Origin of the sequence: Bdellovibrio sp. HCB185ZH (genome assembly GCF_047302455.1) — a bacterium.
In the GTDB taxonomy this organism is placed as follows: domain Bacteria; phylum Bdellovibrionota; class Bdellovibrionia; order Bdellovibrionales; family Bdellovibrionaceae; genus Bdellovibrio.
The window spans coordinates 2,939,505-2,965,635 of sequence record NZ_CP178624.1 but is presented as its reverse complement, the minus strand read 5'-3'; the positions used below and the strand labels follow the sequence as shown (position 1 = coordinate 2,965,635).

Here is a 26,131-nt window from a genome sequence, read left to right as displayed (position 1 = left end):
AAGAGGCCCACACATGAACAAAAAATACATCTGGCTGGCAGCAATTGCAGGCTTTTTGGTCGCCTTAGACCAAGTCACTAAACTTTATATTCACACGCACTTTCATTTGGGTGAATCCGTTGTCGTGATTCCAAATTTTTTCAACTTCACTTACGTCAGAAACTTTGGGGCAGCCTTTGGATTTTTGGCTGAAAGCCATCCTTCATTCCGTGAGTTGTTCTTCCTCAGCATGCCACCCATCGCATTGATCATCATTTTGGGGATCTTGCGTGGAGTGAAAAACGAAGACACAAAACAGATCGTTGCACTTTCCAGCATCTTCGGTGGTGCCATCGGAAACTACATCGACCGTATTCGCTTCCGTTACGTGATCGACTTCCTGGATTTTCATATCTACGGAAAATGGAGCTGGCCTGCATTCAATATCGCCGACATGGCTATCGTTGGTGGAGTGGGCTTACTGCTTTTGTTAATGTTCCTGGAAAACAGCAAAAAGAAAGAATCAGAAAAAGGCGCTTAACAGGCGCCTTTTCTTTTACTGTTAACTTCATGGATTCGATATTTGGCAGCTGGACTAGCCCTGGCTCTGGACATATCTCTTATATCAATCGAAAATTTATTTATGAAGATAAGTCGGTTTTTCGTCGCGCTCGTTTCATTAGTCTCGTTGATATGTATCGCTTATGAAGTGGACAACTTCACTCTTCGCTATAAGTCTTTGCCCGATTCTCGGGATGCGATGAATGATGAAGTGAACCGCATGCTTCAAGAAGCTCAATCTAAACTCGAAGGCAAGGGCTGCAATCCAGACAAACTTATCACTGCCGTTCATGACACGTTAGGTGGTTGGGTCGTCGGTAAGCTTGAAGAATTTGCTACCGATTCCGATACGGTAAAAAAGCATCAATCCCCTTCCGACAACATCTATTCAAAACGAAGTGCCAAATCCAAATTGTCGGGCTTCATGATGACATTTGCCGGCCTTAACGACTCCGTAAATTTAAATGGCCAATATGTGGGCGCTGATAAATTTGGTCACTTTATCGATCAAGGTTGGGAATACTACAAAGAATATGAAAGTAGACCCTCCCCAAGTGAAGGGACCGCTGCGGCTCTCAAGTATGGTGTCGGACTTGAAGAAGGCGGATTCGGATTAAGAGCAACGGGAGTAAAATCCCACGGCGACCTTGCTGCAAACTATTCTGGATTTCGTTTTTGGCTGAATCTGCATAAAGGTGATGTGCCTTATTTTAAATGTGAAAACGACCAATGGAAGCAAGTTCGCCAATTCGATTTTATCGACTACGTCAACCCTGCTTGGGACGAAGCGATCAATTGCAGTGACTTCAAATCTTCAGACATGGCAACATCCGTGGTGGAGCGAGCGACCGAACTGGAAGAAACCGCTTCGAAAAATGGTAAAATTCAGCGCTATGTCTGCCCGGTTTCTCCGAACGATTGTGTGAAAATGAAGAAGTACTATGGTGATAAAGCACCGATGATTCTTTCCGAAAAATGTTTGAATGCCAAACCCGAAGCGGACAACACTCGCCACTCGGCGCAGGTTTCTGCTCAAGAACTTGGAACTTCGAAATATAGCAAACGCGCGCCAAAAACAGTTGATACGCCTCAACCTACACAGGGGACACGATGAAATACGTAATTCTTATCACTCTTCTAATAAGCCAAGTATCTTTCGCGGTGACAATGAAACCTGCGACAAAGACAGTGCCGGGTAAAAACAGAATGACGGCTAACACCGACTATTCAGCAGAGATCAAAGTGCTTTCCTCTATTATTGGTTGCGTGAAATCAGGTACCAGTCCCGATGCCATCCGCGCATGCAGCAAAGACTTGCTTTCTGAATCCTTGAAACAAAAGCACCGTGATTTGGTTTTGACTTGGTTTGAACAACAAGTGGAAATCAGTTATCCTGCAGCGTGCCCAGCGGCGGATCTGGAATTCATCGATAAAGCGGTCCTAGCGAAATCCAAAGCGACGTTGTGCTCGAATTTCTCTCGTGGGGATCAGACAAGACAAGTGATGTTCTTTATGAGTGAAGAAAAAGGTCAACCCCGCCTTTTGAATCTGAAGGAAAGATAACACTAAAAAAGGCGCTTAACAGGCGCCTTTTCTTTTTATTTATTCGGAATGTTTTTGCGGAGCTTGCGTTGCAGGCTCTGCCTGTGAAGTCCCAGTTTTTTCGCGGCCTGAGTGATGTTGCCGTTTGAAGTGTTCAACACGTAATCAATGTATTCCCGCTCCATGCGCGCCAAAGAGATTTCGGATTCATCTTTGGGTGCTTCCGAAACTTGTTCTTCAGTAAACGCACGGACAATCATATCTGGGGTCACGGGCTTAGCCAGAAAGTTTTCTGCTCCCAGTTGCATGGATTTTACCGCGGAAGCGACAGATCCAAAGCCACTCATCATGACGACGCGGGCTCCAGGGAATTTCGCTGTCAGTAGCTTGATGAAATCTAAACCGTTGTCGTTACCCACACGCAGATCCAGCAAAATTCCGTCTGGAGGATTGACACGATCCAAGTTCGGAAGTTCCGCGAAACTTTGCACGACGAAATCGCGCTCTTCCAGCTCCTGGTGCAAAACTTCCCTCAAGCGAGTGTCGTCTTCAATCAGTAAGAGGTTTTTTACGGTTTTTTTCATTTCGCCTCCTCATAAGGAATCGATAGACGTGCGGTTGCGCCCTGACCTGAACTGTTATTGCGAAGAGTGAACTCGCCTCCCATGGATTGGGCTGTCATTAGGGCTGAGTAAACTCCCAAACCATTGCCATGTTGCTTATTCGTATTAAACGGCTCACCCAGGCGTTCAATAATTTCGGCAGCGACACCAGAACCCGCATCAACCACTTCGATTATGATTTCTCCGCCATTTTGATAAACTCGCAAAGTAATATCGGCGTTATCGCCAGAAGCTTCTTTCGCATTGTCCAGCAAATCGAAAACAGTTTGCGCAAAGGACAAAGGTTGCAGTCGGCAAAAAATATCGGTGCGCGACCATTCTTTATTCAGGATGACTTTATTATCCGCTTCCCAGGATTGAACGATGTCCTTTAAGACAGAATGGATATTGAGTTTCTGTAAATCACCCTCTGCAGAGGTGGCAAAAACGCCGACCATTTTTTGAAAAATCGAAATACATTCATCCAAGGACAGCTGAGCTTGCTGAATTTCTGTGTGAGCTGCGACCGGATCACCGAGCTTACGCACGCCGCGATCAAGGCGCAGCTTCAGAGAATTTAACGGTGTCGCCATTTCATGGGAAAAGCCAGCAGCCAGAGCTCCCAAAGATTTCAGGCGATCCGCGCGGTGTTGGCGGTTTTGCAGACTGCGAATGCGCTCTTCTTGTTTTTCCAGCAACACGGAAAACAAACGCGCCACAAACCAAGCACCAACCACAACCACCCATTGGAAAAGAAAATGGAAAGCCATTTCCTTGCGGTCCACGTTCAAAGTCACAGCAAGGTCTTTATTTGTCTCGCTTTGCAAGATTCCCAGCAATCCCAAAAGAATAAAGGCAAACAAAAGGCTGCGCTTGTTTCTAAGGAGCATCCCTCCCAAAAAGGCATGCAAAGTCAGAACAGCGATAAAAGGATTTGCGGCAGAGCCACTCACAAATAAGAGCCCGGCCACAGCCAGCAAGTCCACCAAAAGCTGAACAAACAACAACGACTGCTCTTTTGCGGCTGTGGTTTTGCTCCAGATGCCTTGAGTAAGGCCATTGAAAACTGCGAGCAAAGCCACCACTGCCATGAAATAGAAAAGCTGCTCTTTTAATAAATATCCTGATTCCAAAAGAGGAACGGTGCCGATCATCATGAAAATGATGGCGATCCAACGAAATCGCACGATTCCTTGAATCAAAGAAGTGTCCGGCCAGAATGATTTAACGACAGAGGAAAACATGGGCTTTTCATAGTCCAGAGCGGCTTTCGCAGCAAGCTCTTGCGTATTTCCGCAACCATCCGTTGCACTGACGCACCCGCGAATATCATTTGGGTTTCTAATTGCAAATTACTTGCGTTTAATAAAGGTCCACGTTAAACGCTAATCCTTACTCAGACAGACCCTGGAGGATTTGAATGAAGAGATACCTATTACCTTTAGCTTTGTGCCTAGCAAGCACAGTGGCCTATGCCCAAACCCCCTCACCTTTGGTGCAAAACTTAAATTTTTCTGCGGCAATTGATGCCACAGCCCCTGTAAATTTCGATGATTCTTCGGAAAACCAATTGGGAATCCGTTCGGCAGAGTTGATGCTTTACGCCCCTGTCGATCCCACATTTGATGCCATGATCAACTTTGCAGCTCACAATGAGGACGGCGAATATCATGCTGAACTTCATGAAGGATATATATCTTCTTCGAAATTGATTCCGAATTTGCGCTTTAAAGTCGGGATGTTTTTCTTGGGAGTGGGTCGTTTGAATCAATTCCACCAACATGATTGGGCCTTTATCTCCGCACCGAAAGTGCAATCGGAATTCTTTGCGGATGAAGGAGTTCACGACACCGGAGCTGAGGCGACTTACATTCTGCCAACAGATCACTACTTTGATGTGACGGTTGGTGTGACGGATGGCTACAAATGGCACGAAGATGACACACCGGAAAGACCTAAAGCTCCGGTTCATTATATCCGTCCTTCGACGTTCTTTAATATCGGTGACAATGGCGGCTTGCAGATTGGCTTAAACTATTTGGGTCGCACGGATGCAACAGGCTTACAGACACAACTGACTGGTCTTGATTTGGTCTATAAACTGAAAGAAGGAAAATTCAATCGCTGGTTGTTCCAATCTGAAATCTGGAATCAGGTTCAAAACAGCGATTTAACAGATCGTTCAAATAAAATGGGCGCCTACTTTTATCCGGAGTATGGTTTCAATGAACGTTGGTTTGTGGGACTTCGCCTGGATGCCTTTACTGACATGAGCTGGAAATACGACGATGGTGATCGCCGCGACAACCTGGATTACGCCTTCGTACCGACTGTCACATTCAGAAACTCGGAATTTGTGACTTGGCGTTTGGCTTACACTCACGAAGTAAATTATGTGGCGATGGAATCAGATCAAACAAACCGTGTTCTTGAATTGCAATTCATCGCAATTCTTGGCGCCCACCCTGCTCACGCATTTTAGAGGTATTTATGAATAAAATGATTACGATCCTTTTGCTTTTCGTATCTGTAAATGCCTTTGCAAAGATCAAAGTTGTGACGACATTGCCTGATGTCGCTGAAATCGTGAAAGCGATTGGTCAGGATAACGTCGAAGTTTCCTCTTTGCTATCTGGTGGAACTGATCCTCACTTTGCGGACGCTCGGCCGGATTATATTTTAAAGGTGAACCGCGCTGACGTGGTTTGCTCGGTTGGGTTGGATTTGGAAGTAGGCTGGTTGCCAAAAGTGTTGGAAAAAGCCGCGAACGCGAAAGTTCAAGCTGGTGGCACGGGTTACTGCGTTCTTGGCAATGCCATCAAACCTTTGGAAATTCCAACGGGGGTGATCAATCGTTCGTTAGGCGATGTACATCCCCATGGCAATCCACATTTCACTTTAGATCCTTTAAAAGTGGCTGAATCTGGCGCTGAAGTGGTGCGCGTGCTCTCCGCGGTTGACGCGGCAAATGCAGCTGCTTACCAGAAAAATTATGATGCATTCAAAAAACAGATGGAGACTTTGCATTCTCAGCTGAAAGCGAAAATCAAAAAGGTGAAAGTGATGGAGTACCATAAGGAATTTACGTACTTCTTTAATTCCTATGGTTTAGATTCAGCGGGTTCATTGGAAGAAAAACCAGGAATGCCACCTTCTGCGACACGCATTGCTCAGGTGGCCCAAGCTGCAAAAGCTAACAAGGTTCAAGTTTTGTTTGCCACAGCTTCGGCTCCCCATCAAACATTGGAACGTTTCACAGAACTTTCAGGAATTCCTGTTGTCACTGTGCCTTCCTATGTTCAATCATCAGGTGACGCAAAGACGATTGAGGCTTTGCAGAATTTGTTGGTAAAATCGATTCCATGAAAAAGCTTTTAAGCGTTTCAAATCTTCAAGCCTTGAGTAAATCGGGCAAAAATCTTTCCCCTGCGGTGAATTTTGATCTTCACGCAGGGGATATTCTTTTTCTGCGTGGAGAAAACGGCGCAGGCAAAAGCACGATTTTGAAAACGCTCTTAAAGCTTCATACGTATTATTCCGGGAAATTTGACTTCGCCGTTAAAAATGAAGAAATCGAATACCTGCCTCAGTTGGGAAATTTAAATTTTCATCTGCCACTGACTTTGGCGGATATGCTCGGTGAGGCAATTTCATCTCCCCTCTTGGCAGGTCTTGATCTGAACAAAAAATGGAATACGGCCAGCGGTGGCGAGCGCCAAAAGATTTTGTTCTCGGCAGCCCTGGCAAAAAAACCCAAGGTTTTAATTTTGGATGAGCCGTTTAATCACGTCGACAAAGACGCAGGTCTTTTACTCGAAGAAGGCTTGCTGCAGTTCTTAAAGGAAAATCCTGAAAGTGCATTGATTCTGGTGTCTCACCGTTCATTGAGTCAAAACCATGCGCGCATGCGGTTCTTGGAGATCCAATGACGGCGTTTTTGTCTTTATTAGGAATTTATAAATGGTCACTTCCAGCCAGCACTTTGATGGCGGGAACGTTGTCGTTAATTGGAGCTCAGTGGACGGCCCGGGAAAAAAGCTCGCAGATCTTTGTTTTGGGACAGGGCTCGTCACTTGGGATCGTCTTGGGCTTGGTTCTTAATATTTTATTGGGAACTGACTTTCACTGGTTAAGTCTTGCCGGCGGTTTAGGGATCGGCGCCATCACTTTAGTTCTTTCGGATCTTTTGATTCAAAGAAAATCGGATCGTAATCACGTTTACCTGACTTTGTTCGTCTTGTTCTTGTCTTTGACTTACCTGATGTCCTCACTGACTCCTTCGCTTGAAAGCCATATGGCGGCTGCATACTTTGGAGATTTAGCTGTCATGAGTGACAATGCGGCTGTGATTGCGATGTTTGCCGCAGCACTTTTCATGGGATTTGTGCTGATGAATTGGCGCAATCTGACTCAGATCAGCTTTCAACTGGTGAATCAGAGCCTGATCCACCGTCACTGGAAAAATCGTTTCTTTGATGTCGGAACTCTCGTTATTACCACCATTGCGATTCAAAGCATGGGCTACTTGTTCACGATGGGTTCCCTGTTTATTGCGACAAGCTTTGCTTCGCAACGAAGCCGCAACTTAAACAGCTACACGCAAAGAGTCTTGGTGATTTCAATTGTAGGATGCTTGATTGGTTTCTTGATTTCCCTTTTATCTACCAATCTGCCCACAGTACCTTGTGTGATGCTGGGACAGATCGTGGTGGGAATTCTGACTTACATAAAGAAATAGTGGAAGGATGGTTGAGCCAAGCGCTTTTGACCGTCTAAGTTAAACAGACAAATCACTTCGGTACGCACGCCTTGTTTCACGTTGAAAATCGTCAAATCGGAGTTCTCGATAATCTGATGTAAGCCGCGACCTGCACCACCTTTTGTGGTGTTCAAGCTCCCTGCCGTTCCATTGTAACAAGTTTGCAGATAATCAATAATCACATCTCTTTGCAAAGCACCAAAGGGATCGACAACAGCCACGGCCGCCATCACTCCATCGGTTGCGTATCTAAAGACGGATTGTTGATGCGTTTCCAATTGAACTTCCTGCTTACGACTGACGTGATTAAAGATGGCTTTCCCGTGGGAATCCACCGGAGCATCATAAATCGCGTTCATCAGCATTTCTTCAGCCACTGTATTCACACGATCAATCACGGACGTGCGTACACCGGCTTTTTTAAGGTAAGAACACATATCATCGCGCAACTGCTCGCGCTGACCGGAATTTGTAACCACTCTTTTTTGGATATCCACACCCCAAGTAAGGTATTTGTCGATACCAAAAAGATCCTTGTTCAAAAGCTTGCCTAATGCCGTCAATACAAAACGAATTGTCGCATTTTTGTCTTCAGCATCGCGGGAGATAATATTTTTGATGAAGCGGTTTGGTACAAGAATTCCCAAGTTCCCCTGAACATCGTGGCAGGTTAACAAGATCACATTCGGACTTAACTTCTGTTCTTCGACTTTACGAAGGACATCGATGCTGCTGTCTTCACCGATGACGACATCGTATTTGCCACCTTTTAAAAGCTCTTCAGCTTGAGTGGCATCACTGGCGATGTCCAAATGAACGCCCGTACTGCCCAAGGCCATACGCAACGGCATTTGTTGTTTTTTATCGGGCTCGATCAAAAGAACACGGCCACCTGCTCCACGTTGCAAAGCATTCTGAGCTTCGTGCAATTCACGGTTCAGAATCTCAAACAAACGGGCTTTCTCATTTGTTTTGATCAAACGCTCGGTCAAAATCATACAATAGATTTGATAAAGCAAAGCTTGGAAACGGTCTTTATCTTTCGGGTGAACATGCGCAAAATCTTCGTCTTTGATCACATAGCATGTCACTTCAGTGACCGCACGAACCGATGTGGAAGCGGGGTTTGATGTGATAACACTCATCTCTCCCCAAACTTCGCCGGGAGTATCAAAAGACGCAAGCACTTCACCTGCCAAAGAGATTTCCAATTTTCCAGATCTTAGGAAGTAAAGATTGCGATTGGTTTGGCCTTCTTTAAGAACCACTGTCCCAGCAGGAAACACTTCATTATGCATCATCGCTGCTACTTGCAATAACAGGTCTGTGCTGAATGATTTGAAAAAGGAGTAGCCCTTAATTTCCTGAACTATATCTGCTGGGTGCATTTTCATATGCTACAATTATGTAGTCAGACATCTGTATATGGGTAGTTTCGCTTGAAAATTCTTCGGAATTTTTTAAAAATTAAGTCTATCGTCGGTGTCAGGAGTGCTGTGTTTCCAACGATCGAAATCTCATCTGAAATCCACGTTCCCACATATTATCTTGTAATATGTGTTGTGGTCGCAATTTGTCTTGTTTGGGTCACGCGCCGGAGTCACCAGCTGAAACTTTCAGCCTCGCACACACTCGACCTAAGTCTTCTGATTATGGTCTTTGGTTTCATTGGTGGTCGCCTGTTTCACGTGTTTTATGAAAGCTTCAGCTACTATCAAAACGATATGATGCGCATCCTGTATTTCTGGGATGGGGGATTTGTCTTCTATGGAGGTGCTTTGCTGGCGGCCTTCGCAGGAATGACATACCTGTATTTCAAAGTGCATGATCAATTGGAAAATTATCTGGATCTGCTCGCCCCCGTTTTAGCTTTGGGTTATGGTTTGGGCCGCGTCGCTTGTTTTTTAGCGGGTTGCTGTTATGGAAGAGCTTGCGATTTACCGTGGGCGGTTGCAGGTAAACATCCTTCGCAGCTTTATGCGGTTTTTTGGGAACTTGCCGTGGTCCTTGTTCTTATAGGGCTTGAAAAATCCCGTTCTCAGATCGATTTTTTCAAGGCTCCTGGTAGACTCTTTTATACGTGGATGATTCTGCATGGTTCCGGACGCTTGTTGATGGAGTCTTTCCGTGATGACTTCAGGGGTCCTACAGTGGGCTTTTCCATCTCCAGCTGGATCAGCTGGGGTATCATTATTTTAGGTATAACACTGCTTTCAAAAAAGCCCGTGGATTCCAAGGTTTAAAGTGTCTCATGTTGAGACTTTAGACAAATGGTGACACAAATTGGCGAAGTGTCTAAAGAGTTCAACACCTCCCCACCTCTCAAATCGTAAATAACAAATCTCTGCGCACACTTGCCCGTGGCACGTCCCGTGTATTGCATCTGTAGTGAAGAAGCTTATTTAATGAGAGAGGTATTTATGAAAAAGCTCATCCTACTATTAGTAACGACGGCATCCATGCTGACGTTTGTTGGTTGTGGCAACAATGACAGCGGCGGTGGCGGAACAGCAGTCATCCCGACATGTAACTACGGCTCTACATGGAATGGCCAATACTGTGTGACCTCCAGCGGTAACATCGTAAGCCCTGGTGTCACGACAATGCGTTTTGGTGACTATAAATATTGGTTCCAAATCGACTATTACACACGCATGCCAGTACAAGTCATGCAAAACGAAGCTGGAAATCTGCAAATCACTAATGCTACGGTCTATGCAAAATTCCTGAAAGAAGCGATGGCCGTTTGCGATCGTACGATTTGGGGTTGGAACACCGGATATGCGAATTGCAGTTCTTGGACGAACGGTTCCTTGATGGTGCAAGTGGATATGAGCAATAGCTTGAAACCATCTGTGTACTTCACAGCGATTCCATCTCAACAGTACTTCAGCTTTAATATTGGTATCAACGGTGGCGGCATGGCTTACAACCCACTGGCATTGGTTCAAAATACGACTTACAACTTGATCAACCAAAGCAAAGGTTTTGAAATCCGCACGAACGGTGCTTCAACGAACGCGGGTGGTTTGCACTTGATTCAACTTCAAGTGCCAAACGGCTCCATCAATGACAGCCAAGTTGCTTACCAACTTGCTTATCCAGACAGCAACGGTAAAGGAACAGTGTTCGCAACAGGCGTGCTTAAAAAGTACTAATAGTTAATGAACTGATTTTAAAACAACCGATTGGCGTAACTTCGCAGTGCATGGCGGAGTTGCACAATCGGTTGATCTCGTTTCAACTCTGCGCAAATATCCTCTTCATGAGTGAATCTGAAAAACCCCAAGGTAAAATGGTCAAGTGTCCACAATGTGGCAAGCCTGCTTTGTACTCACCTGAAAATCCTGCGCGCCCTTTCTGCTCTGAACGCTGCCGCCTGATTGACCTTGGTGAGTGGGCTTCTGAGGGATATCGCATTCCTGTGAGCAATCAATCTTCAAGTGATTCTTTAACTTCCATCGACGATGCTTACGATGATGAAGATGGTAGCAACGACCCACGACACTGATTCTTACATCAAAAAGAGATTTCGTGAAAATGGCTGTGCGAGCGTTTTTCGTAAATAGCCGTTGACGAAGAGAAGTTTTTAATTTGTTATTTGAAAGTCATCGGAAGACGAGAATTTATCATCAGGATTTTAAACAACTGAGACACACACATGTGTCACTAAAGAGGAGTTCAAATGAACAAGGCTCAATTGATCGAAAAAATCGCTGGCGAAACTAAAGTTTCTAAAGCTCAAGCTGAAGCAATCCTTGACTGCGCAGTAGAAAACATCAAAAAAGCAGTTAAAAAAGGCGACGACGTTAAACTTGTTGGCTTCGGTACTTTCACTAAAGCTAAACGCAAAGCTCGCACTGGTCGCAACCCACAAACTGGTAAAGCAATCAAAATCCCAGCTGCATGGGCTCCAAAATTCCGCGCTGGCGCTGAATTCAAATCAATGGTTAAGTAATTAGTTTTACAACTAATCACTGATTTAAAAAGGCGTTCGCAAGAACGCCTTTTTTTATTCCTAAAATCCATCTCCCCCAAACCTTCTCTCTCCCCATCCACCAAAACTTCTTGTTCCCCAAAGACTCCAAAAAACGTACTCACACCGTGCACTCCACAGGATCTACCACCAACGCAGGAAACAACACCCCGCTCCAAATCTCTTATGAATTTGTCATAGATGATTAACACTGAAGAGGAAATTTCAAAGAGGAGCCCTGGGTATGCGTATGCAGCGACCTCCGTCGGCGCAGGATGCGCGCACCGCCAAAGGCGGCGACGGTGAGCCACGATGGCGTGTCGCGGAATACCCGTCCCCAGGGATTCTCTTTGAAATTTCCGGCCTCGAGCGCTAATCTTCTGCAATGGCAACTTTCAATAAAAAGATCAAAAGATTAGGTGTTTATACAAGTGGTGGCGATGCTCCGGGGATGAATGCTGCACTTCGTGCTGTTGTTCGCGCAGGTATCGCAAACAAACTCGAAGTTTTCGCAGTCATGCAAGGTTATGTGGGCATGCTGGAAAATCATATTGAATCCATCGATCAACGTTATGTTGCCAATATTATTCAGCGTGGGGGCACTGTTATTAAAACAGGGCGCTCAACTGAATTTACAAAACCTGAAGGCCGCACAAAAGCTGTCACAAATTTGAAAGCTCATGACATTGATGCTCTTGTTTGTATCGGTGGTGACGGTTCGTTCCGCGGGGCTCATGCTCTTTGGGAAGAACATCAAATTCCTATCGTCGGTGTTCCAGGTACAATTGATAATGATGTTTTCGGTTCTGATAAAACGATTGGTTTCGATACCGCTGTGAACACGGCCTTGGAAGCGATCGACAGAATTCGCGATACGGCGGCTTCTCATGACCGTCTGTTCATCGTTGAAGTCATGGGCCGTAACTCTGGCTTTATCGCTTCTGCTGTGGGTCTTGCGGGTGGTGCCGAAGAAATCTTTGCGCCAGAATCTTTGACGACTGTTGATAAAGCTGTGGACCGCATCAAAGACGGGATTGCTCGTGGCAAAACAAGTTCCATCCTTGTAACGGCAGAAGGCCAAAAGCCAGGCCGGGCTTATGATCTAGCGGATGCTATTCGTAAGAAAACGGGCTGGGATGCAAAAGTTTGTATCTTGGGACATCAGCAACGTGGTGGCTCACCAACCGCTGCAGACCGCATTCTTGCAAGTCGCATGGGTGCTGCGGCCGTGGATTCATTGCTAAAAGGTCATTGCGATATCATGATCGGAACTGAAGGCGAAAAATTGATCGAAGTTCCTCTCGATATTGTAACGAAGAATGAAAGAAAAGCCCATCTTGACCTGATCAGTCTTGCAAGTGTTTTAGCGACCTAAAAACTCTTGACCTCTTTTGTAGATACTTGAATTCTAAACGCTATTCACGTTTTAGAATTACAAAAGAGGTCAACATGAAACGTCTGGTACTTTCCTTATTGCTAGTACTTCCTTTACTAGCCAGCTGTACAAAAAAAGAAAATGAAATCGTGATCGGTGAATACGACTCCTTGTCTGGAAGCGATGCCACTTTTGGCTTGAGCTCCAACAAAGGTGTGCGTTTGGCATTTGATGAAATCAACGCTGCTGGCGGCATCAAAGGTAAAAAAATCGAGCTTAAAACAATGGACGATCAAGGTAAAAACGAAGAGGCCGCTGCTGCGACAACTCGCTTGATCACACAAAATAAAGTTGTGGCAGTTATCGGGGGCGTTGCCAGCGGTCGCTCGAAAGCAGCTGCTCCAATTGCTCAGGCAAAAGGAGTTCCTTTCGTTTCCCCTGCTTCCACCAATCCTGATGTCACTAAAATCGGTGATTACGTTTTCCGTATTTGCTTCATCGATCCATTCCAAGGTTCTGTGATGGCAAAATTCGCCAGCGAAAATCTTAAAATCAAAAAAGTAGCTATTCTTCGCGACGTTAAAAATGATTACTCTGTGGGCTTGGCTGATGCCTTCCTGACGGACTTCAAAAAACGTGGTGGCGAAATCGTAGCTGACGTTTCCTACCAAGCGGGCGATATCGATTTCAAAGCACAATTGACTCAGATCCGCTCTAAAAATCCAGAGGCGCTTTATGTTCCTGGCTATTACACCGAAGTTGGTTTGATTGCACAACAAGCGCGTCAATTGGGCATCAAAGCTCCATTGATGGGTGGCGACGGATGGGATTCTGATAAACTTCATGAAATCGGAAAAGAAGCCATCAACGGCAACTACTACTCAAATCACTACACTGTTGAGTCAACTGATCCTGCCGTGACGGAATTCATCAAAAAGTTCAAAGCGAAATACAACGAAACTCCGGACGCATTGGCGGCTTTGGGTTACGATGCTGCAAAAATCTTGGCTGGCGCAATTGAGCGCTCTGTAGACTTGTCAGGCAAAGCGATCCGTGATGAACTGGCTAAAACTAAAGATTTCCCAGGCGTGACTGGTAAGATCTCTTTGAATGAAAATCGCGATGCTGTGAAAAGCGCTGTGGTGATTCAAGTGGACGGACCAAATCGCAAGTACATCACGACTGTGACGCCGTAACAGGTCACTAACGAAGGACAGACATGCAGGATTTCGTACAACATTTGATTAATGGTATCAGCCTTGGTTCCATCTACGCGTTGATCGCCCTTGGCTACACCATGGTGTACGGAATCCTAAAAATGATTAACTTCGCCCACTCGGATGTTTACATGGTGGGCGCCTTTGGTGCCTTTTATATCGCCCGTGCTTTCGGAATCGAAGCAAACCCTGGGATCGGTTCCCTGGCAATACTTCTGATCTCCTCCATGCTCGTTTGCAGTATCTTGGGTCTTTTAATTGAAAGACTTGCTTACCGCCCTCTTCGTAATGCACCAAAACTAAATATCCTGATCACGGCTATCGGCGTGAGTTTGTTTTTAGAATACGGTGGCCAAGCTTTGTTCGGAGCCAATCCCAGAGTTTTTCCTGAAGTCATGAAAGATTTTGTGATTTTCTCCTTTGGCAACGTCGAGTTGAAATCCTTCGACGTGACAGTTCTTGTCGTCAGCGTTCTGGCGATGTTGGGACTGCAATATCTGATCTATAAAACCAAACTTGGAAAAGCGATGCGCGCTGTGAGTGCAAATGCCTCGGTTGCAAGTCTTTTGGGAGTGAACCCTGATAAGATTATCGCTTTCACATTCATCGTCGGTTCCGCGCTGGCGGGAGTCGGCAGCGTTCTGGTGGGTATGAAATATCCCAAGATCGATCCTTTGATGGGGATGATGATCGGTATGAAAGCTTTCGTCGCCGCTGTTCTGGGCGGTATCGGAAATGTTCGTGGCGCCGTATTGGGAGCCTTGATCATGGGTCTTTCTGAGGAAATGGTCGTAGCTTACTTGTCATCGACTTACCGTGACGCTTTGGCTTTCGGTATTTTAATTGCGATTTTGATCTTTAAACCTGCCGGCCTGCTGGGCAAATACTCTGTGGAGAAAGTGTGATGATTCGCGCGTTCAAGAATCCTCTTTTAGCTTTGCTGGGTGTTTTAGCTGTCGGTGCGATCTTTCAATTCGCTTTTGATGAATACATCCAGTTGATGGTTTTGTTCATCACCGTGAACTGTTTAATGGCGATGAGTTTAAATCTGGTAAATGGCTACACAGGTCAGTTTTCCTTGGGTCACGCAGGGTTTATGGCGATTGGTGCTTACTTTACCGCTTATGCTTCGACGAACTGGAATTTCCTTCCCGCAGAGCTTCAAGGTTTGTCATTCTTTATCTTTGCCATCGGCAGTGGTTTGGCGGCGGCAGCCGCGGGTTTCTTAGTCGGTTTACCTTCCTTGAGACTGAAAGGCGACTACCTGGCGATCGTGACGTTAGGTTTTGGAGAGATCATTCGCGTGTCCTTACTGAATATGGATGTATTGGGTGGCCCCCGCGGTTTTGCGAATATTCCGGGCTTTTCTAACTTTTATATGTCTTACGCCTTTGCGGTTTTGTGGATCTTGATCTGCTTCTTTACGATCTGGCGTGTGATGAAATCTTCCTGGGGTCGCGGCTTCCTAAGCGTTCGTGAAGACGAAATCGCTGCGGAATCCACGGGTGTTAATACGACAGGTATGAAAGTTCGCGCTTTTGTTCTTTCCAGTTTTTTCGCAGGTGTGGCCGGAGCTTTATTCGCGCATTTTACGAACTTCATCAATCCGTCGTCTTTCACTTTCCTGCAGAGTGTGAATGCTGTGATCATGGTCGTTTTAGGTGGCATGGGTTCTATGACGGGTTCCATCATCGCAGCGATCTTTGTCACAGCATTGCCTGAAGCCCTTCGTCCTTTGCAAGAATGGACAGGGGTTGATTTGCGTATGGTTATTTATTCTTTATCCCTGATCTTAGTGATGATCCTTCGTCCTAAGGGAATCATGGGCGAACTTGAGATCACTGACTTGTGGAGAAAATATGTCCGACGTTCTGCTAGAAGCTAAAGGTATCACTATGCAGTTCGGCGGATTGAAAGCCGTCGACAACTTGTCCTTTCAAGTTAAAAAAGGCCAACTGGCAGGTTTGATCGGTCCAAACGGTGCGGGTAAAACCACAGCCTTTAATATGCTAACAGGCGTATACCAACCTACTCACGGTGAAGTGTGTCTGGATGGTCATTCCGTTCATGGATTGAAACCTTGGCAGATCTCTCAAAAAGGGATCGCTCGTACATTTCAAAATATCCGTCTTTTTAAAAATCTGACAGTTTTAGAAAACGTTTTAATCGCGACTCATCAACACGTGGAATACGGCTTGATGGATGCACTTTTTCAAACCAAACGTTTTATCAAGTCTGAAAAAGACATGACTGATAAAGCGATGGCTTTGCTGGAAGTATTTTCTCTTCAATCCAAGGCGAATGAAATCGCAAGCAGCCTTCCCTATGGTCAACAGCGCAAGCTTGAGATCGTTCGCGCATTGGCCACGGATCCCAAGATCATCCTTTTGGATGAACCAGCTGCCGGCATGAATCATTCGGAAACTCATCAGCTAATGGAAACGATTGCGGATATTCGCTCCAAATTCAATTTGACTGTTTTGTTGATCGAGCACGACATGAAACTGGTGATGGGTATTTGTGAAAACATCGTGGTTTTGGATCACGGTGTGAAAATCGAAGAAGGCAATCCAAAGCACGTACAAAACTCCAAAAAAGTGATCGAAGCTTACTTGGGTGTTGAGGAAATTCACTAATGAGCAGCCCAATTATTTCCGCTGAAAACCTGAATGTATATTACGGATCGATCCAAGCGCTAAAAGGCATCACTTTTCACGTGAATAAAGGCGAGATTGTAAGTCTTATCGGCGCCAACGGCGCAGGTAAAACGACGACATTGCGAGCTTTGTCGGGGTTGGTACCTTCTCAAGGCAAAATTGAACTTCACGGAAAAGATTTGTCCGTTGTACCGACTCACCAACGTGTGAAATTAGGTATCGCGCAATCTCCCGAAGGCCGCGGCGTCTTCCCGCAAATGAGTGTCCTGGAAAATCTAGAAATGGGCGCTTATCACCGCTCTGACAAGGCCGGAATCAAAAAAGACTACGACATGTGCCTGGAACTTTTCCCGCGTATCAAAGAACGTCTGTGGCAAATGGCGGGCACTTTATCTGGCGGCGAGCAACAAATGCTTGCGATCTGCCGTGCCTTGATGTGCAAACCGGAAATTCTACTTTTGGATGAGCCGTCCTTGGGCTTGGCACCTTTGATCGTGAATCAGATTTTTGAAATCGTCACAAAGTTGAACCAAGACGGAATGACGATTCTTTTGGTAGAGCAAAATGCTCGCTTGGCTTTAAGAATTTCTCACCGCGCTTATGTTTTAGAAACAGGCCGCGTGGTGATGCAAGACACCGGTATTAATTTGCTGAACAACGATGAAGTTCGTAAAGCTTATCTCGGCGTCTAACAAAGGCGAACAAATATACCATGATGCCACTTGAAAAAACGCAAAGTGGCTAAGAAAAAAGGCTCCATGATGGAGCCTTTTTTGTTTTTATTTATCTTCCTGAGTCGGCTGTTCGTGATGCCATTGTTCCAGATAGTTGTTGGAAGTCTTGTTCTCGGGGAACTGGTGATACTCTTTGTAGAGTTGTAAAACTTCACGGTGAAAGTTGGATTTATAAGAGTGAACACGGCTACCTAAGGCACCGAAAGTATCAAACATACAGAACACAATGAAGACGCTGGCAAAAATCCAGGTGAAACGTTTCGCTGGCATTTTTTCACGCAGTTTGTGGAATGCGATCGTAATCAGTACCGTGACGATGGGGAACGCCAAGATCAAATGCCAGTGATTGAACTCAACCGGGGAAAGCCCCGTCGCAATCAACATCGCAAAGAAAAAATAAAATGCGTAAAGGTAAATGCCCTGTTCGCCGCGAATCACGGTGCGATCGTCTCCGCGCCTGAAGGGATGGCCTTGCTTCCAGATGTTGCGGAAGATGCGCCATTGAACGACAGCGCTAAATATCACCGTCACCGCCGTAAAAACGTATTTCAATGAATGAAAAGCACCACTGACGATGTTTTGAACGGTCAGATCTTGAATCCAAAGGAAATTAATTTCGCTAAATATATGTCGGCCATAGGAAACCGCGCCGTAACGAATCCAATAGGAAATACCCTTTAGAACCGGATATACCAAAACAAAGTTTTTGCCGATGAAAGATCCAGAATCCTTACTGACAGCTACCGCCAATTCGCGGTGAGCCAGGTAAGCCATAAACCATGGAAGCAAGCTCAGGCCTACAACCGCACTCCCCGCGATGAAGCCCCACCAATTCACTTTCAGATATCTAAATCCCCACAGACCCAAGGAGAGGATCCCCAACATCAAAACTGAAAAGTGAACCTGAACGCAGAAACCGATCGTGAGCACATGAAAGAACGTCATCCAGAAACTTTTCTTGTTCATGTGGTAAGCGGTATAGAAATGAACCGCCGAAAACAAAAAAAGATACGCTGGATTATAAAGCTCCGTCTGTTCGACGCGCCAAGGGCTTAACCAGTACAGCAACAGGAAGTCGACTAAAATCAAAGATTTGAAATTCTCCTTTAAGACACTCGCAAAAAGGAAATACGAAATCACATGAAATAAAAGAATTACCACCAAGGCAGAATAGGGAGAAAAATAAATCTGCATGGGAATCGCCGACACGGCGGTTAGAAAGCTCCCTGGTAAAAAGCCCATTCCCGTTGTGGCATTTCCAAAGTGCGACCATTTTCCTTCATCTACGACGCGGAAAACTTTCACCAACATCTGCACATGATCGTTATGCATCGTCAGTTTTGTAAAAAACAAAATGCTAAAGAAAAGTCCCAAGGAAAAAAGAATGACTTTGCTTACAAGCACACACTGTACAGTTTTGTTGTTTTCAGGCATGGGCCTACTTTCTCACAAAATAGAAAGAAGGCAATAACCTAGAACGAGCATCGCCAAAAACGATAGCTTCCAAAAACGACAAAACCCGCATTTCTGCGGGTTTTTACGCTGCGTAGTTTAATTTGCGATGGGAACTAAGCCATTTTTTGCAGAGTGATTTCCATCTCTGTCCCGCGACCGTCTTTAACCGGGCTTTTGATATTCACTTTACCATCGTGGGCTTCCACGACCGCTTTCACGAACGTTAGACCCAAGCCCATTCCGTACTCAGAACGACTCTTGTCACTGCGATAAAGTTTTTGCCAGATTAAACCGTGCTCTTCCGGAGCAATCCCCGGGCCCGAATCCGTGACCTTTAAAATCACGCTTTCAGTTTGATTGATGGTTTCGATAATTACTTCACCACCTGGCGGTGTGTATTTATGTGCATTATCCAAAAGATTCGCGATCACTCGGCTGATCAGTCGCGGATCCACCATGGCCCAATCGTGAGAATCTAACTTCTGAGTAACAACGATGTTTTTCTCTTCAAAAGCCATCTCGTACAAATCCATGATTTCACGAACCAAGTCGCTGACGAATTTCTTTTCGATCTTTAATTTCTTACTGCGATTTTCAGCTTCTGTAATATCCGTCAAAACCTGCAAGAAGCTTAAGATTTTATCCGAGTTTTCAAAACAGCTTTGCAAAGCCTCACGATAAGACTCAACGTCGCCTTCACTGGTCAACGCAATTTCCGCACGTCCCCGCAAACGAGTCACTGGAGTACGAATATCGTGCGCCAAATGGTCAAAGGCCTCTTTCAAGCCATTCACCAGGTTTTCAATTTTATCCAAAGCCTTATTGAACAGCAGCTTCAGCTCTTCCAACTCGTCGTCACTGCCACCAATCGGTACTCGGGTCGAAAGTGATCCACGTTCGATTTTTTTCATCGAGTTGATCAAGTCACGCACCGGACTGAGGGTCGAATTCGACAAGAACAAGCCACCCAGGAATCCAATCAAAGCCACGGGCAGCAAAGACCACCAGAAAAGCTTTTGCAGATAGCGGAGTTGCTTACCCATGCCTGCCGTGCTTTTTGCGATAATCAGGCGTTCGCCGCCTTTTAAGTTTCGACCCATCACCAAAACGGCTTCGGTGGAGGTCACTTCGGGTAACGAAAACTCGAAAGACGTTTCGCCATGACGATTCAACTCATTCAACAAAAGGTCTTTATTGATATCGAAAGCAGGTGTCGGATTGTGCGCGAAAAGCAGTTCACTGCGACCGCTGTACACCTCTACCAACAGGGAAGCATCGCGATCATAGTTGCGCAGCAATTCGAAATACTGTTTGAAGTCGGCCATGCCGTTCACTTCAATGCGATTTGCGAATTCTTCGGTTTTTGATTCAAGGATAGCTCGCTCCTGGTTCTGGAGCGAGTGAGTGATCTGAAAGTAAAGAAAACTAAAGATCAGTGTCGAGCTAAGAATCAGTACCATCGAGTACGCAAGCGTAAGCTTGGTACTGATTCTGAATAGCGTGGGTTTAAGTCCCTTTAAGAACATAACCTACACCTCTGACCGTATAAATAAGGCGTGTAGGGAAATCTTTTTCCAATTTGTTTCTTAGGCGGCATACCAATACGTCTACCACATTCGTTTGTGGATCGAAATCATAATTCCAAACTTCCTTCAGGATCGTTTGTTTACCGATGATTTTATTGGGATTGCTCATGAATAGATCCAATAGAACGAACTCGCGTTCTTGAAGATCCAGTTTGCGACCGGCGCGAACCACATCACGGTTCAGACGGTTCAATTTCAAATCCTGGAATACCAGTTGAGTCACTTCAGAAGCTTTTTGAGCACGCTTCAAAAGGTTTTTCACGCGGATTTGAAGTTCTGCCATTGCGAATGGTTTCGTAAGATAGTCATCACCACCCATGCTCAGACCCTTCAAACGGTCATCAAGCTCGCGCAAAGCGCTCAAGATAAGAATTGGTGTGTTGATTTCTTTTTCGCGCAAAGATTTCGCGAAAGTATAACCATCCATTTCTGGAAGCATCAAATCCAGAACAATGATGTCATAATGATTCGTCAGAGCTCTTTCGTAGGCACGTCTACCGTTGGATTCAACTTCGACTTCACCTTCAAGCTCTCCTAAACCTTGCTTTACTATTGTTGCAATCTCGTTGTCGTCTTCAACTACTAAGCATCTCATGTACTAAACCCCTCAGGACTGATGATTAAAACTTGCGCCAGTGTATATCAGGTTTGTTTCTAAACAAAAGGAGCAATTTTAATAAACATTGCAAAAAAGCCCATTATTACACACATTTAATCGCTGTTTTTGGGGCATATTGCCCAAGATTGCGAGCTTTTAAAACTTCTGTGGGGCATTTAGGGTTGACCCATAAAAAATAAAAAACAGGCCCGGGGTCACGGGCCTGTTTAGACATGGATTATTTATTATTTAGGGGGATTAACGTTTCAACTGGATCACTTCGTTCAGAAGCTCATCTGTCGTTGTAATCGTTTTCGCATTGGCTTGGAAACCACGCTGATTTTGGATCATGTTTACGAACTCAGTTGCTAGATCCACTGTAGATCTCTCAAGAGATTTCGCGAACAATTTACCACGACCTGCTGCGCCCGGGCCACCCACTGAAGCTGTTCCTGAATCTCTGGATTCTTTCAAACGGTTGTTACCGACTTTGAAAAGAGCTTCTGGATTTTCGAACTTAGCTAGAGCGATTTGCGCCAAGTCTTGCGCCTGACCGTTAGAGTAAACTGCCGTCAAGATACCATCGTCATTGAAGGACAAGCTGTTGATTGTACCAGCAGCCGCACCGTCTTGATGCCAAGAGATAAGGTCAGAGTTTTTACCGTACTGTTTAGTACCGTCCAAACCTTTACCACCGTCTTTGATAGCGTCACCGAAGTTCATTTTGATTTCTTGACCTTGAAGAGCGCCACCTTTGAAGTTGAAGTTCGAAGATGTTACTTGTTGGCTGTCAAGTTTACCGTCAACCGTGAACTCAAGTTTACCAGAAACAACTTCAGACATTTTACCTTCTTCGCCGCCAGTAACTTCTTTACCATCAACCAAGCCTTTGTATTCCCATTGTCTGTCAGCCACTTTATTGAAGAACATGCTCAACAAGTGCTTATTACCTTGAGAATCGTACATCTCAACACCTGTAGAGTAGTGAGAAGTGGAGTATGGATCTTTGATATCAAATTTTTTAGTTGGCTCCATACGAGAATCCAAGTTCAGATCCAACTTAACTTCTTTAGTTGCTTTCGCTGGAACTAGAGCGCGAGGGAATTTGATGTCTGTCATTTTGTTCAGGATGTTACCTTTTTCGTCAGTACCGAAACCTTGAACTTTTTGATTGTCGTTAGTTACCAGGTAACCTTCGCGGTCAAAGTGGAAAGAACCGTCACGAGTGTAAGACTCGCCATCAGAACCTTTAACTTTGAAGTAACCGTCACCAGAGATAGCAAGGTCAGTTACTTTTTCAGTTGCGTCGACGTTACCTTGAGTAAGGATTGGATTTACGGCACCGATCTTCACACCACGGCCGATTTGGTTACCACCAAGAACACCTTTTAAGCTTTTAGAAATGATATCTTGGAATTCAGCGCGAGACGCTTTGAAACCGACAGTGTTTGCATTCGCGATATTGTCACCGATAACGCCAAGGGCTTCGCCCTGTGCAGTCATACCAGACACACCCGTGTACAATGAAGAAAGAATACCCATGTGACCTCCATGTCGTTGGCAGTTCTATTCGAGAACCACCGTTTGGAGGGCCTCCTCTACGAGGACCAGCCCTAATATTTAGTTTTTAATTCAGCCGTGTCCACTCATCCTGAGTTTCTCCGGTTTTGCATTTTATCTGTCTCTTCGGGACAGCTTCAATGCGCTTTTCGGTTAAATAACCACTGTAGAATCGATGTTCGTGAACACATTTTCTTTCAATGCGGTCTTGTCCATCACTGTTACCACAGTATTATTCTTCACGCTCACGATCAGTGCCGAGTCATTCATCAGAATCAATGAATCCTTGGAACCTTTCGCCGCCGCTCTCGAAACCGCATCATTCAGCTTAGTGATATCGTCAGGGCTATAATTAATCCCGCGAGTACTCATTCGCTCAATCGCATGGTTCGAAAACTTCACTCCTTCAACAGGCTTTGTAAAGCCCTGAGGATTCACTTGTTTCGCTGCTGGGGTCGCAATCGGCCCACCGAGCTTATCAAGGGTTTCCTTGAAGGAAGGACCCGTCCCTACGCCGACATCGGTTTTAACCTTTGGCTGCGTTTGCGGAACAAGTTGTTCGAATGTCTGTATCTTCTTTAAGTCTACCATTTTACTTCGCCATCTCCTTCGCGATCTTATCCATCATGTCGCGAGATAAACCCACCGTATCCATGATCTTAGATTTACCCATAGGAGCTGGCTCAGTAGTAGAACTTTGTTGAACTACATTCGCCTCTTTCTTAGTTTGTCCTGTGGCATCATCTTTTTTCAAGTCTAGGTTGGTGACATCATTTACATTCTGGTCGTTTCTCATAAGACGTGGGTCTGTGATCTTCTTCACGTCTCTGAAGCGGATTGCCTGATTTCCTACGTTAAGAACCGGGCCTTCAGCAGAGTAACTTACACCAGTGATCAATCCATCAAAGTCAGTTTTGATTCCCAATTTTTTTCCGTCAGCAGTTTTTGCTTCTGCGATGAATTGGTATTCACCAACAGCTGCTTTCATACCCTTTTCGTCTTCACCATTCCAAGTGAGTTTGTTGTCTCCTTGTTTCAGACCTTTCAAGTTGTATGTTCTTACCACAGCACCATCCGCATCGCGAACTTTCACTGTGACTTCCTCTGCTGCCATCGGAAGATTAAATTTGAAATCGTGTTCTTTATCATTCAAGCCGCGCACGATTTTCGATGAATCACCCGCCACCGCTTTCCCGATCAAATTCAACGCTTGGAAATTTTCAGAAGGCTTTTGTGCATTCTTCAACTCCTCAAGGGTTTTATTCATGTTCTGCATTTGCTCGAGTGACGAGAAGTTCGCCAATTGAGCCGCCATTTCATGGGACTTCATCGGATTCGTTGGATCTTGATTTTTCATCTGGGCAAGCATCAATTTGAAGAAAGCATCTTTATCCAGATTGGGATTGCCTGTCGTACGAACTTTTTTAGTGGGATCCGTCCAATTCGGGTCAGCAAGTTTATTGGCAACGGCGCCAAGATCCTCTTCGCCAACTTTCGCTTTGTCTTGAACGCTGAGGTTAGTTGGAGTGCCAACAGTGCTGGTCGGTTTGTCTTGTGTCGCACCGAAAGCATTCACTCCTAATTTCGCATTAACCATTGTCATTCAAATCCCCTTCTTGTGCGGAAGCTGCTTCAGCTTCCGCTTTGCGCGGCTGCCGCCGCCTTAAGCTACCAAGTTAAGTCCGCTGCCTTTGCCTTCTACTGCGCGCGGAGCTGCTTTCACAGATGCGCCGTCAATAGGTTGCAATGGGTCACGACGTTTACCAGCATAACCACGAAGCGGTTGCATCTCAGTAAAGGATTCACGGCGGCCTTGGTTTCCAAAGCTTTCGTTGAAGTTATTCCAGAACTGACGCGCATCACGCTGGCCACCTTGGCCATTCGTATTATTATTTTGGTTTTGAGTCGCCGTATCCGCGGAAGTCGTGTTCACAACATCCACTTTAACATTTTCCACAGACAATTTGTGAGCAGCAAGACTGTTCTTCAAATCAACTAGACTAGACTCAATCGACTTTTTCGCCTCTTGAGAGTCCGCTTGCATTTGAAGATTTACTTTTCCGTCCTGAAGCATAACTTTCAAGTGGATCGTTCCCATGCCCTCTGGGGACATTTGAACTTTCACTTCACCGCCACCTTGCTTAATCAGGTATTGGGCTTGATTCATCAATTGCTTCACGTTGGCTTCGTTTTGCGCCTCTGTTGCCGGAGCTTTCGGAGCCATCGCCGCCATTGCCGGGTCAAACTTCAAAGTTTCACCTTTCAATGGTTGTGCTTGCAGACCTTCAAGTCCCGTCATCTCTGCTTTGAATTCAGCTGCTTTTGTCGTCAGCTTTTCTTTCGCGGCATCTTTGCCCTGAGCTCCACCTTGTTGCATGAATTCATTTGCTGAATCCTGCATCATGGCTTGCTCTTGACCTTGCTGTTGCTGAAAGAATGATTCCGGAGTGACTTTACCCGTCACCGCTTTGTTCATCATATCCGCTTGCTGTGGCTTATCTCCACGAGGAGCCTCCAGAGCCTTAGTGAACTCATTCGTCAATTCAGACGAAGAATCTTCTGTGACAGAGCCTTCCGCTTTTTGAGCTGCTGCAGCGGCTTGTTTCGCGGCCAGTGCTGCAAGCAACGCTGGAGACATGGTCTCTTTCATTTGGCCTTGCAAATGAGGAGGCAACTTATCCAACAAGCTTTGCTGATTCATCGCTTCTGGAGCTGGAGCTTCCATGCCCGGCATTTCTGCCAATGGAGCTTCCGCTAAAGCGCTATCATCCATCATCAGACGTGACGCAAGATCACCCTTTAGATCCGGCATAGCTGTCGTTTTCATCGCAGCATCCGGTTTCATCCAGAATTTTTTATTAACGCTATCTGCAGCAGCACCCAATTGGGACTGCTTTTCCTGAGCGGCCGCAACACGCATTTGCATGCTCTGTTGAGACATACCAGCGCCCACTGACATTTCTGTCATCTCTTTAGGCGTTTGCGGTTGTGGCATCTGTTGCAATTGCGCCAACAAACCTGCATACATGGCCGCGGCTTTTTCTGCCTGGTCATCATCCAAGTTCAATTGGTCAATTACAGCATTCGCTGTTACTTCGGGGGATTGTTTGAGCTGGCTGTCATCCAGTTCGGCCATCGCTTCCACAAGTCGTGTGGGAGGGATTTCAAATTCACTCTCGAATGAGTCCATGAATTCTTTGATTGCCTGCTGTCTGTTCGCCGCCCGCTTTTCTTTCCCATCGTCAGTGCGGACCTTACGTTCTGGTTTTGCATCCTTCGCTGGAGCTTTTTCTTCTCTTGATTCTTTTGAATCATTTGAATCTTTCGCTCTTGCTTCCTGCTTTGGTGATTCTTTCGTTTCCTTCGGGCTTCTCAGGTTGATTTTATCCTGAAGAGCTTTATCGAAACCGGAATCAGAACCGGAACTCTTGAATTCTCGCTGCTGAAGCTTGTCAGTCGCTTGAGACTTCAATTCGGTCGCACCCACCATTGGGGGGCCGACTATGTTTAACAAAACGATCCTCCTTCCT

Annotated in this window: 27 protein-coding genes; 17 read left to right on the top strand and 10 right to left on the bottom strand. The window is 45.5% G+C overall.

The annotated features are described in order from the left end of the window. Window positions 1-13 precede the first annotated feature (13 nt). The 3 genes from lspA (at window position 14) to ACLSU7_RS14500 (ending at window position 2,103) form a co-directional block, all read left to right on the top strand. Entirely contained in the window at window positions 14-520 is a 507-nt protein-coding gene (lspA, locus tag ACLSU7_RS14510; protein WP_413292631.1) for a signal peptidase II, read from the top strand. Window positions 521-622: 102 nt separating this feature from the next. Then, complete coding sequence (locus ACLSU7_RS14505) at window positions 623-1,654, top strand: hypothetical protein (protein WP_413292629.1); 1,032 nt, start codon at window positions 623-625, stop codon at window positions 1,652-1,654. After that, window positions 1,651-2,103, top strand: a complete 453-nt coding sequence (locus tag ACLSU7_RS14500; RefSeq protein WP_413292628.1) for a hypothetical protein — start codon at window positions 1,651-1,653, stop codon at window positions 2,101-2,103. The genes ACLSU7_RS14505 and ACLSU7_RS14500 overlap by 4 nt, the downstream gene beginning before the upstream one ends. A gap of 35 nt (window positions 2,104-2,138) precedes the next feature. Here ACLSU7_RS14500 and ACLSU7_RS14495 read toward each other — a convergent pair whose 3' ends face one another. Both ACLSU7_RS14495 and ACLSU7_RS14490 read right to left on the bottom strand, forming a co-directional pair. After that, window positions 2,139-2,666, bottom strand: coding sequence for a response regulator transcription factor (locus ACLSU7_RS14495; RefSeq protein ID WP_413292626.1), 528 nt, complete (start codon window positions 2,664-2,666; stop codon window positions 2,139-2,141). Beyond that, a complete protein-coding gene (locus ACLSU7_RS14490; protein WP_413292624.1) occupies window positions 2,663-3,928 on the bottom strand; it encodes a sensor histidine kinase in 1,266 nt (421 codons plus the stop codon). The genes ACLSU7_RS14495 and ACLSU7_RS14490 overlap by 4 nt, the downstream gene beginning before the upstream one ends. Before the next feature lie 176 nt (window positions 3,929-4,104). Here ACLSU7_RS14490 and ACLSU7_RS14485 point away from each other — a divergent pair, with 176 nt between their 5' ends. The 4 genes from ACLSU7_RS14485 to ACLSU7_RS14470 are packed head-to-tail and all read left to right on the top strand — an operon-like array spanning window position 4,105 to window position 7,422. Further along, entirely contained in the window at window positions 4,105-5,166 is a 1,062-nt protein-coding gene (locus ACLSU7_RS14485) for a hypothetical protein (RefSeq protein ID WP_413292622.1), read from the top strand. A gap of 8 nt (window positions 5,167-5,174) precedes the next feature. Continuing rightward, a complete protein-coding gene (locus tag ACLSU7_RS14480; protein WP_413292621.1) occupies window positions 5,175-6,050 on the top strand; it encodes a metal ABC transporter substrate-binding protein in 876 nt (291 codons plus the stop codon). After that, window positions 6,047-6,613 (top strand): ATP-binding cassette domain-containing protein, encoded by a 567-nt coding sequence (locus ACLSU7_RS14475; RefSeq protein WP_413292619.1) that lies wholly within the window; start codon window positions 6,047-6,049, stop codon window positions 6,611-6,613. Before ACLSU7_RS14480 ends, ACLSU7_RS14475 begins: the two co-directional genes overlap by 4 nt. After that, on the top strand, window positions 6,610-7,422 hold the full coding sequence (locus ACLSU7_RS14470) for a metal ABC transporter permease (protein WP_413292617.1): 813 nt from the start codon (window positions 6,610-6,612) through the stop codon (window positions 7,420-7,422). Before ACLSU7_RS14475 ends, ACLSU7_RS14470 begins: the two co-directional genes overlap by 4 nt. Here the strand turns inward: ACLSU7_RS14470 and ACLSU7_RS14465 are convergent. Next, window positions 7,407-8,837, bottom strand: coding sequence for a cyclic nucleotide-binding domain-containing protein (locus ACLSU7_RS14465; RefSeq protein ID WP_413292615.1), 1,431 nt, complete (start codon window positions 8,835-8,837; stop codon window positions 7,407-7,409). The genes ACLSU7_RS14470 and ACLSU7_RS14465 overlap by 16 nt on opposite strands. 102 nt (window positions 8,838-8,939) lie before the next feature. Between ACLSU7_RS14465 and ACLSU7_RS14460 the strand changes: the two genes are divergently transcribed. The 10 genes from ACLSU7_RS14460 to ACLSU7_RS14415 all read left to right on the top strand — a co-directional run bounded on the left by ACLSU7_RS14460 (window position 8,940) and on the right by ACLSU7_RS14415 (window position 17,360). Then, the gene (locus tag ACLSU7_RS14460; protein WP_413292614.1) at window positions 8,940-9,686 is read left to right on the top strand and encodes a prolipoprotein diacylglyceryl transferase; all 747 of its coding nucleotides are present in this window, start codon (window positions 8,940-8,942) and stop codon (window positions 9,684-9,686) included. Window positions 9,687-9,863: 177 nt separating this feature from the next. Continuing rightward, window positions 9,864-10,601, top strand: coding sequence for a hypothetical protein (locus tag ACLSU7_RS14455; RefSeq protein ID WP_413292612.1), 738 nt, complete (start codon window positions 9,864-9,866; stop codon window positions 10,599-10,601). A gap of 107 nt (window positions 10,602-10,708) precedes the next feature. After that, complete coding sequence (locus ACLSU7_RS14450) at window positions 10,709-10,954, top strand: DNA gyrase inhibitor YacG (RefSeq protein WP_246845727.1); 246 nt, start codon at window positions 10,709-10,711, stop codon at window positions 10,952-10,954. 174 nt (window positions 10,955-11,128) lie between these two features. Beyond that, window positions 11,129-11,401, top strand: coding sequence for an HU family DNA-binding protein (locus ACLSU7_RS14445; RefSeq protein WP_142701575.1), 273 nt, complete (start codon window positions 11,129-11,131; stop codon window positions 11,399-11,401). Between the two features lie 403 nt (window positions 11,402-11,804). After that, the gene (gene pfkA, locus ACLSU7_RS14440) at window positions 11,805-12,794 is read left to right on the top strand and encodes a 6-phosphofructokinase (RefSeq protein WP_413292609.1); all 990 of its coding nucleotides are present in this window, start codon (window positions 11,805-11,807) and stop codon (window positions 12,792-12,794) included. A gap of 74 nt (window positions 12,795-12,868) precedes the next feature. Then, complete coding sequence (locus tag ACLSU7_RS14435; protein ID WP_413292607.1) at window positions 12,869-13,990, top strand: ABC transporter substrate-binding protein; 1,122 nt, start codon at window positions 12,869-12,871, stop codon at window positions 13,988-13,990. A 23-nt stretch (window positions 13,991-14,013) separates the two neighbouring features. Beyond that, the gene (locus tag ACLSU7_RS14430) at window positions 14,014-14,916 is read left to right on the top strand and encodes a branched-chain amino acid ABC transporter permease (RefSeq protein WP_413292605.1); all 903 of its coding nucleotides are present in this window, start codon (window positions 14,014-14,016) and stop codon (window positions 14,914-14,916) included. Beyond that, on the top strand, window positions 14,916-15,896 hold the full coding sequence (locus ACLSU7_RS14425; RefSeq protein ID WP_413292603.1) for a branched-chain amino acid ABC transporter permease: 981 nt from the start codon (window positions 14,916-14,918) through the stop codon (window positions 15,894-15,896). The genes ACLSU7_RS14430 and ACLSU7_RS14425 overlap by 1 nt, the downstream gene beginning before the upstream one ends. Continuing rightward, window positions 15,871-16,647, top strand: a complete 777-nt coding sequence (locus ACLSU7_RS14420; protein ID WP_413292601.1) for an ABC transporter ATP-binding protein — start codon at window positions 15,871-15,873, stop codon at window positions 16,645-16,647. Before ACLSU7_RS14425 ends, ACLSU7_RS14420 begins: the two co-directional genes overlap by 26 nt. Next, window positions 16,647-17,360: an ABC transporter ATP-binding protein gene (locus tag ACLSU7_RS14415; RefSeq protein ID WP_413292599.1), complete on the top strand. Its 714-nt coding sequence runs from the start codon at window positions 16,647-16,649 to the stop codon at window positions 17,358-17,360. Before ACLSU7_RS14420 ends, ACLSU7_RS14415 begins: the two co-directional genes overlap by 1 nt. A gap of 87 nt (window positions 17,361-17,447) precedes the next feature. Here ACLSU7_RS14415 and ACLSU7_RS14410 read toward each other — a convergent pair whose 3' ends face one another. The 7 genes from ACLSU7_RS14410 to ACLSU7_RS14380 form a co-directional block, all read right to left on the bottom strand. After that, window positions 17,448-18,734, bottom strand: coding sequence for a hypothetical protein (locus ACLSU7_RS14410; RefSeq protein ID WP_413292597.1), 1,287 nt, complete (start codon window positions 18,732-18,734; stop codon window positions 17,448-17,450). Between the two features lie 236 nt (window positions 18,735-18,970). Beyond that, window positions 18,971-20,383 (bottom strand): ATP-binding protein, encoded by a 1,413-nt coding sequence (locus tag ACLSU7_RS14405; protein ID WP_413292595.1) that lies wholly within the window; start codon window positions 20,381-20,383, stop codon window positions 18,971-18,973. Continuing rightward, complete coding sequence (locus ACLSU7_RS14400) at window positions 20,364-21,038, bottom strand: response regulator transcription factor (protein ID WP_142701585.1); 675 nt, start codon at window positions 21,036-21,038, stop codon at window positions 20,364-20,366. Before ACLSU7_RS14400 ends, ACLSU7_RS14405 begins: the two co-directional genes overlap by 20 nt. Window positions 21,039-21,299: 261 nt before the next feature. Then, window positions 21,300-22,583, bottom strand: a complete 1,284-nt coding sequence (locus ACLSU7_RS14395; RefSeq protein WP_413292593.1) for a flagellar hook protein FlgE — start codon at window positions 22,581-22,583, stop codon at window positions 21,300-21,302. Between the two features lie 171 nt (window positions 22,584-22,754). Continuing rightward, entirely contained in the window at window positions 22,755-23,192 is a 438-nt protein-coding gene (locus tag ACLSU7_RS14390) for a TIGR02530 family flagellar biosynthesis protein (RefSeq protein ID WP_413292591.1), read from the bottom strand. Between the two features lies 1 nt (window position 23,193). Beyond that, window positions 23,194-24,204 carry a flagellar hook assembly protein FlgD gene (locus ACLSU7_RS14385; RefSeq protein ID WP_142701588.1) on the bottom strand — a complete coding sequence of 337 codons (1,011 nt, stop codon included), beginning with the start codon at window positions 24,202-24,204 and terminating at the stop codon, window positions 23,194-23,196. 60 nt (window positions 24,205-24,264) lie between these two features. Then, on the bottom strand, window positions 24,265-26,115 hold the full coding sequence (locus ACLSU7_RS14380) for a flagellar hook-length control protein FliK (RefSeq protein WP_413292589.1): 1,851 nt from the start codon (window positions 26,113-26,115) through the stop codon (window positions 24,265-24,267). Between the last annotated feature and the right edge of the window lie 16 nt (window positions 26,116-26,131).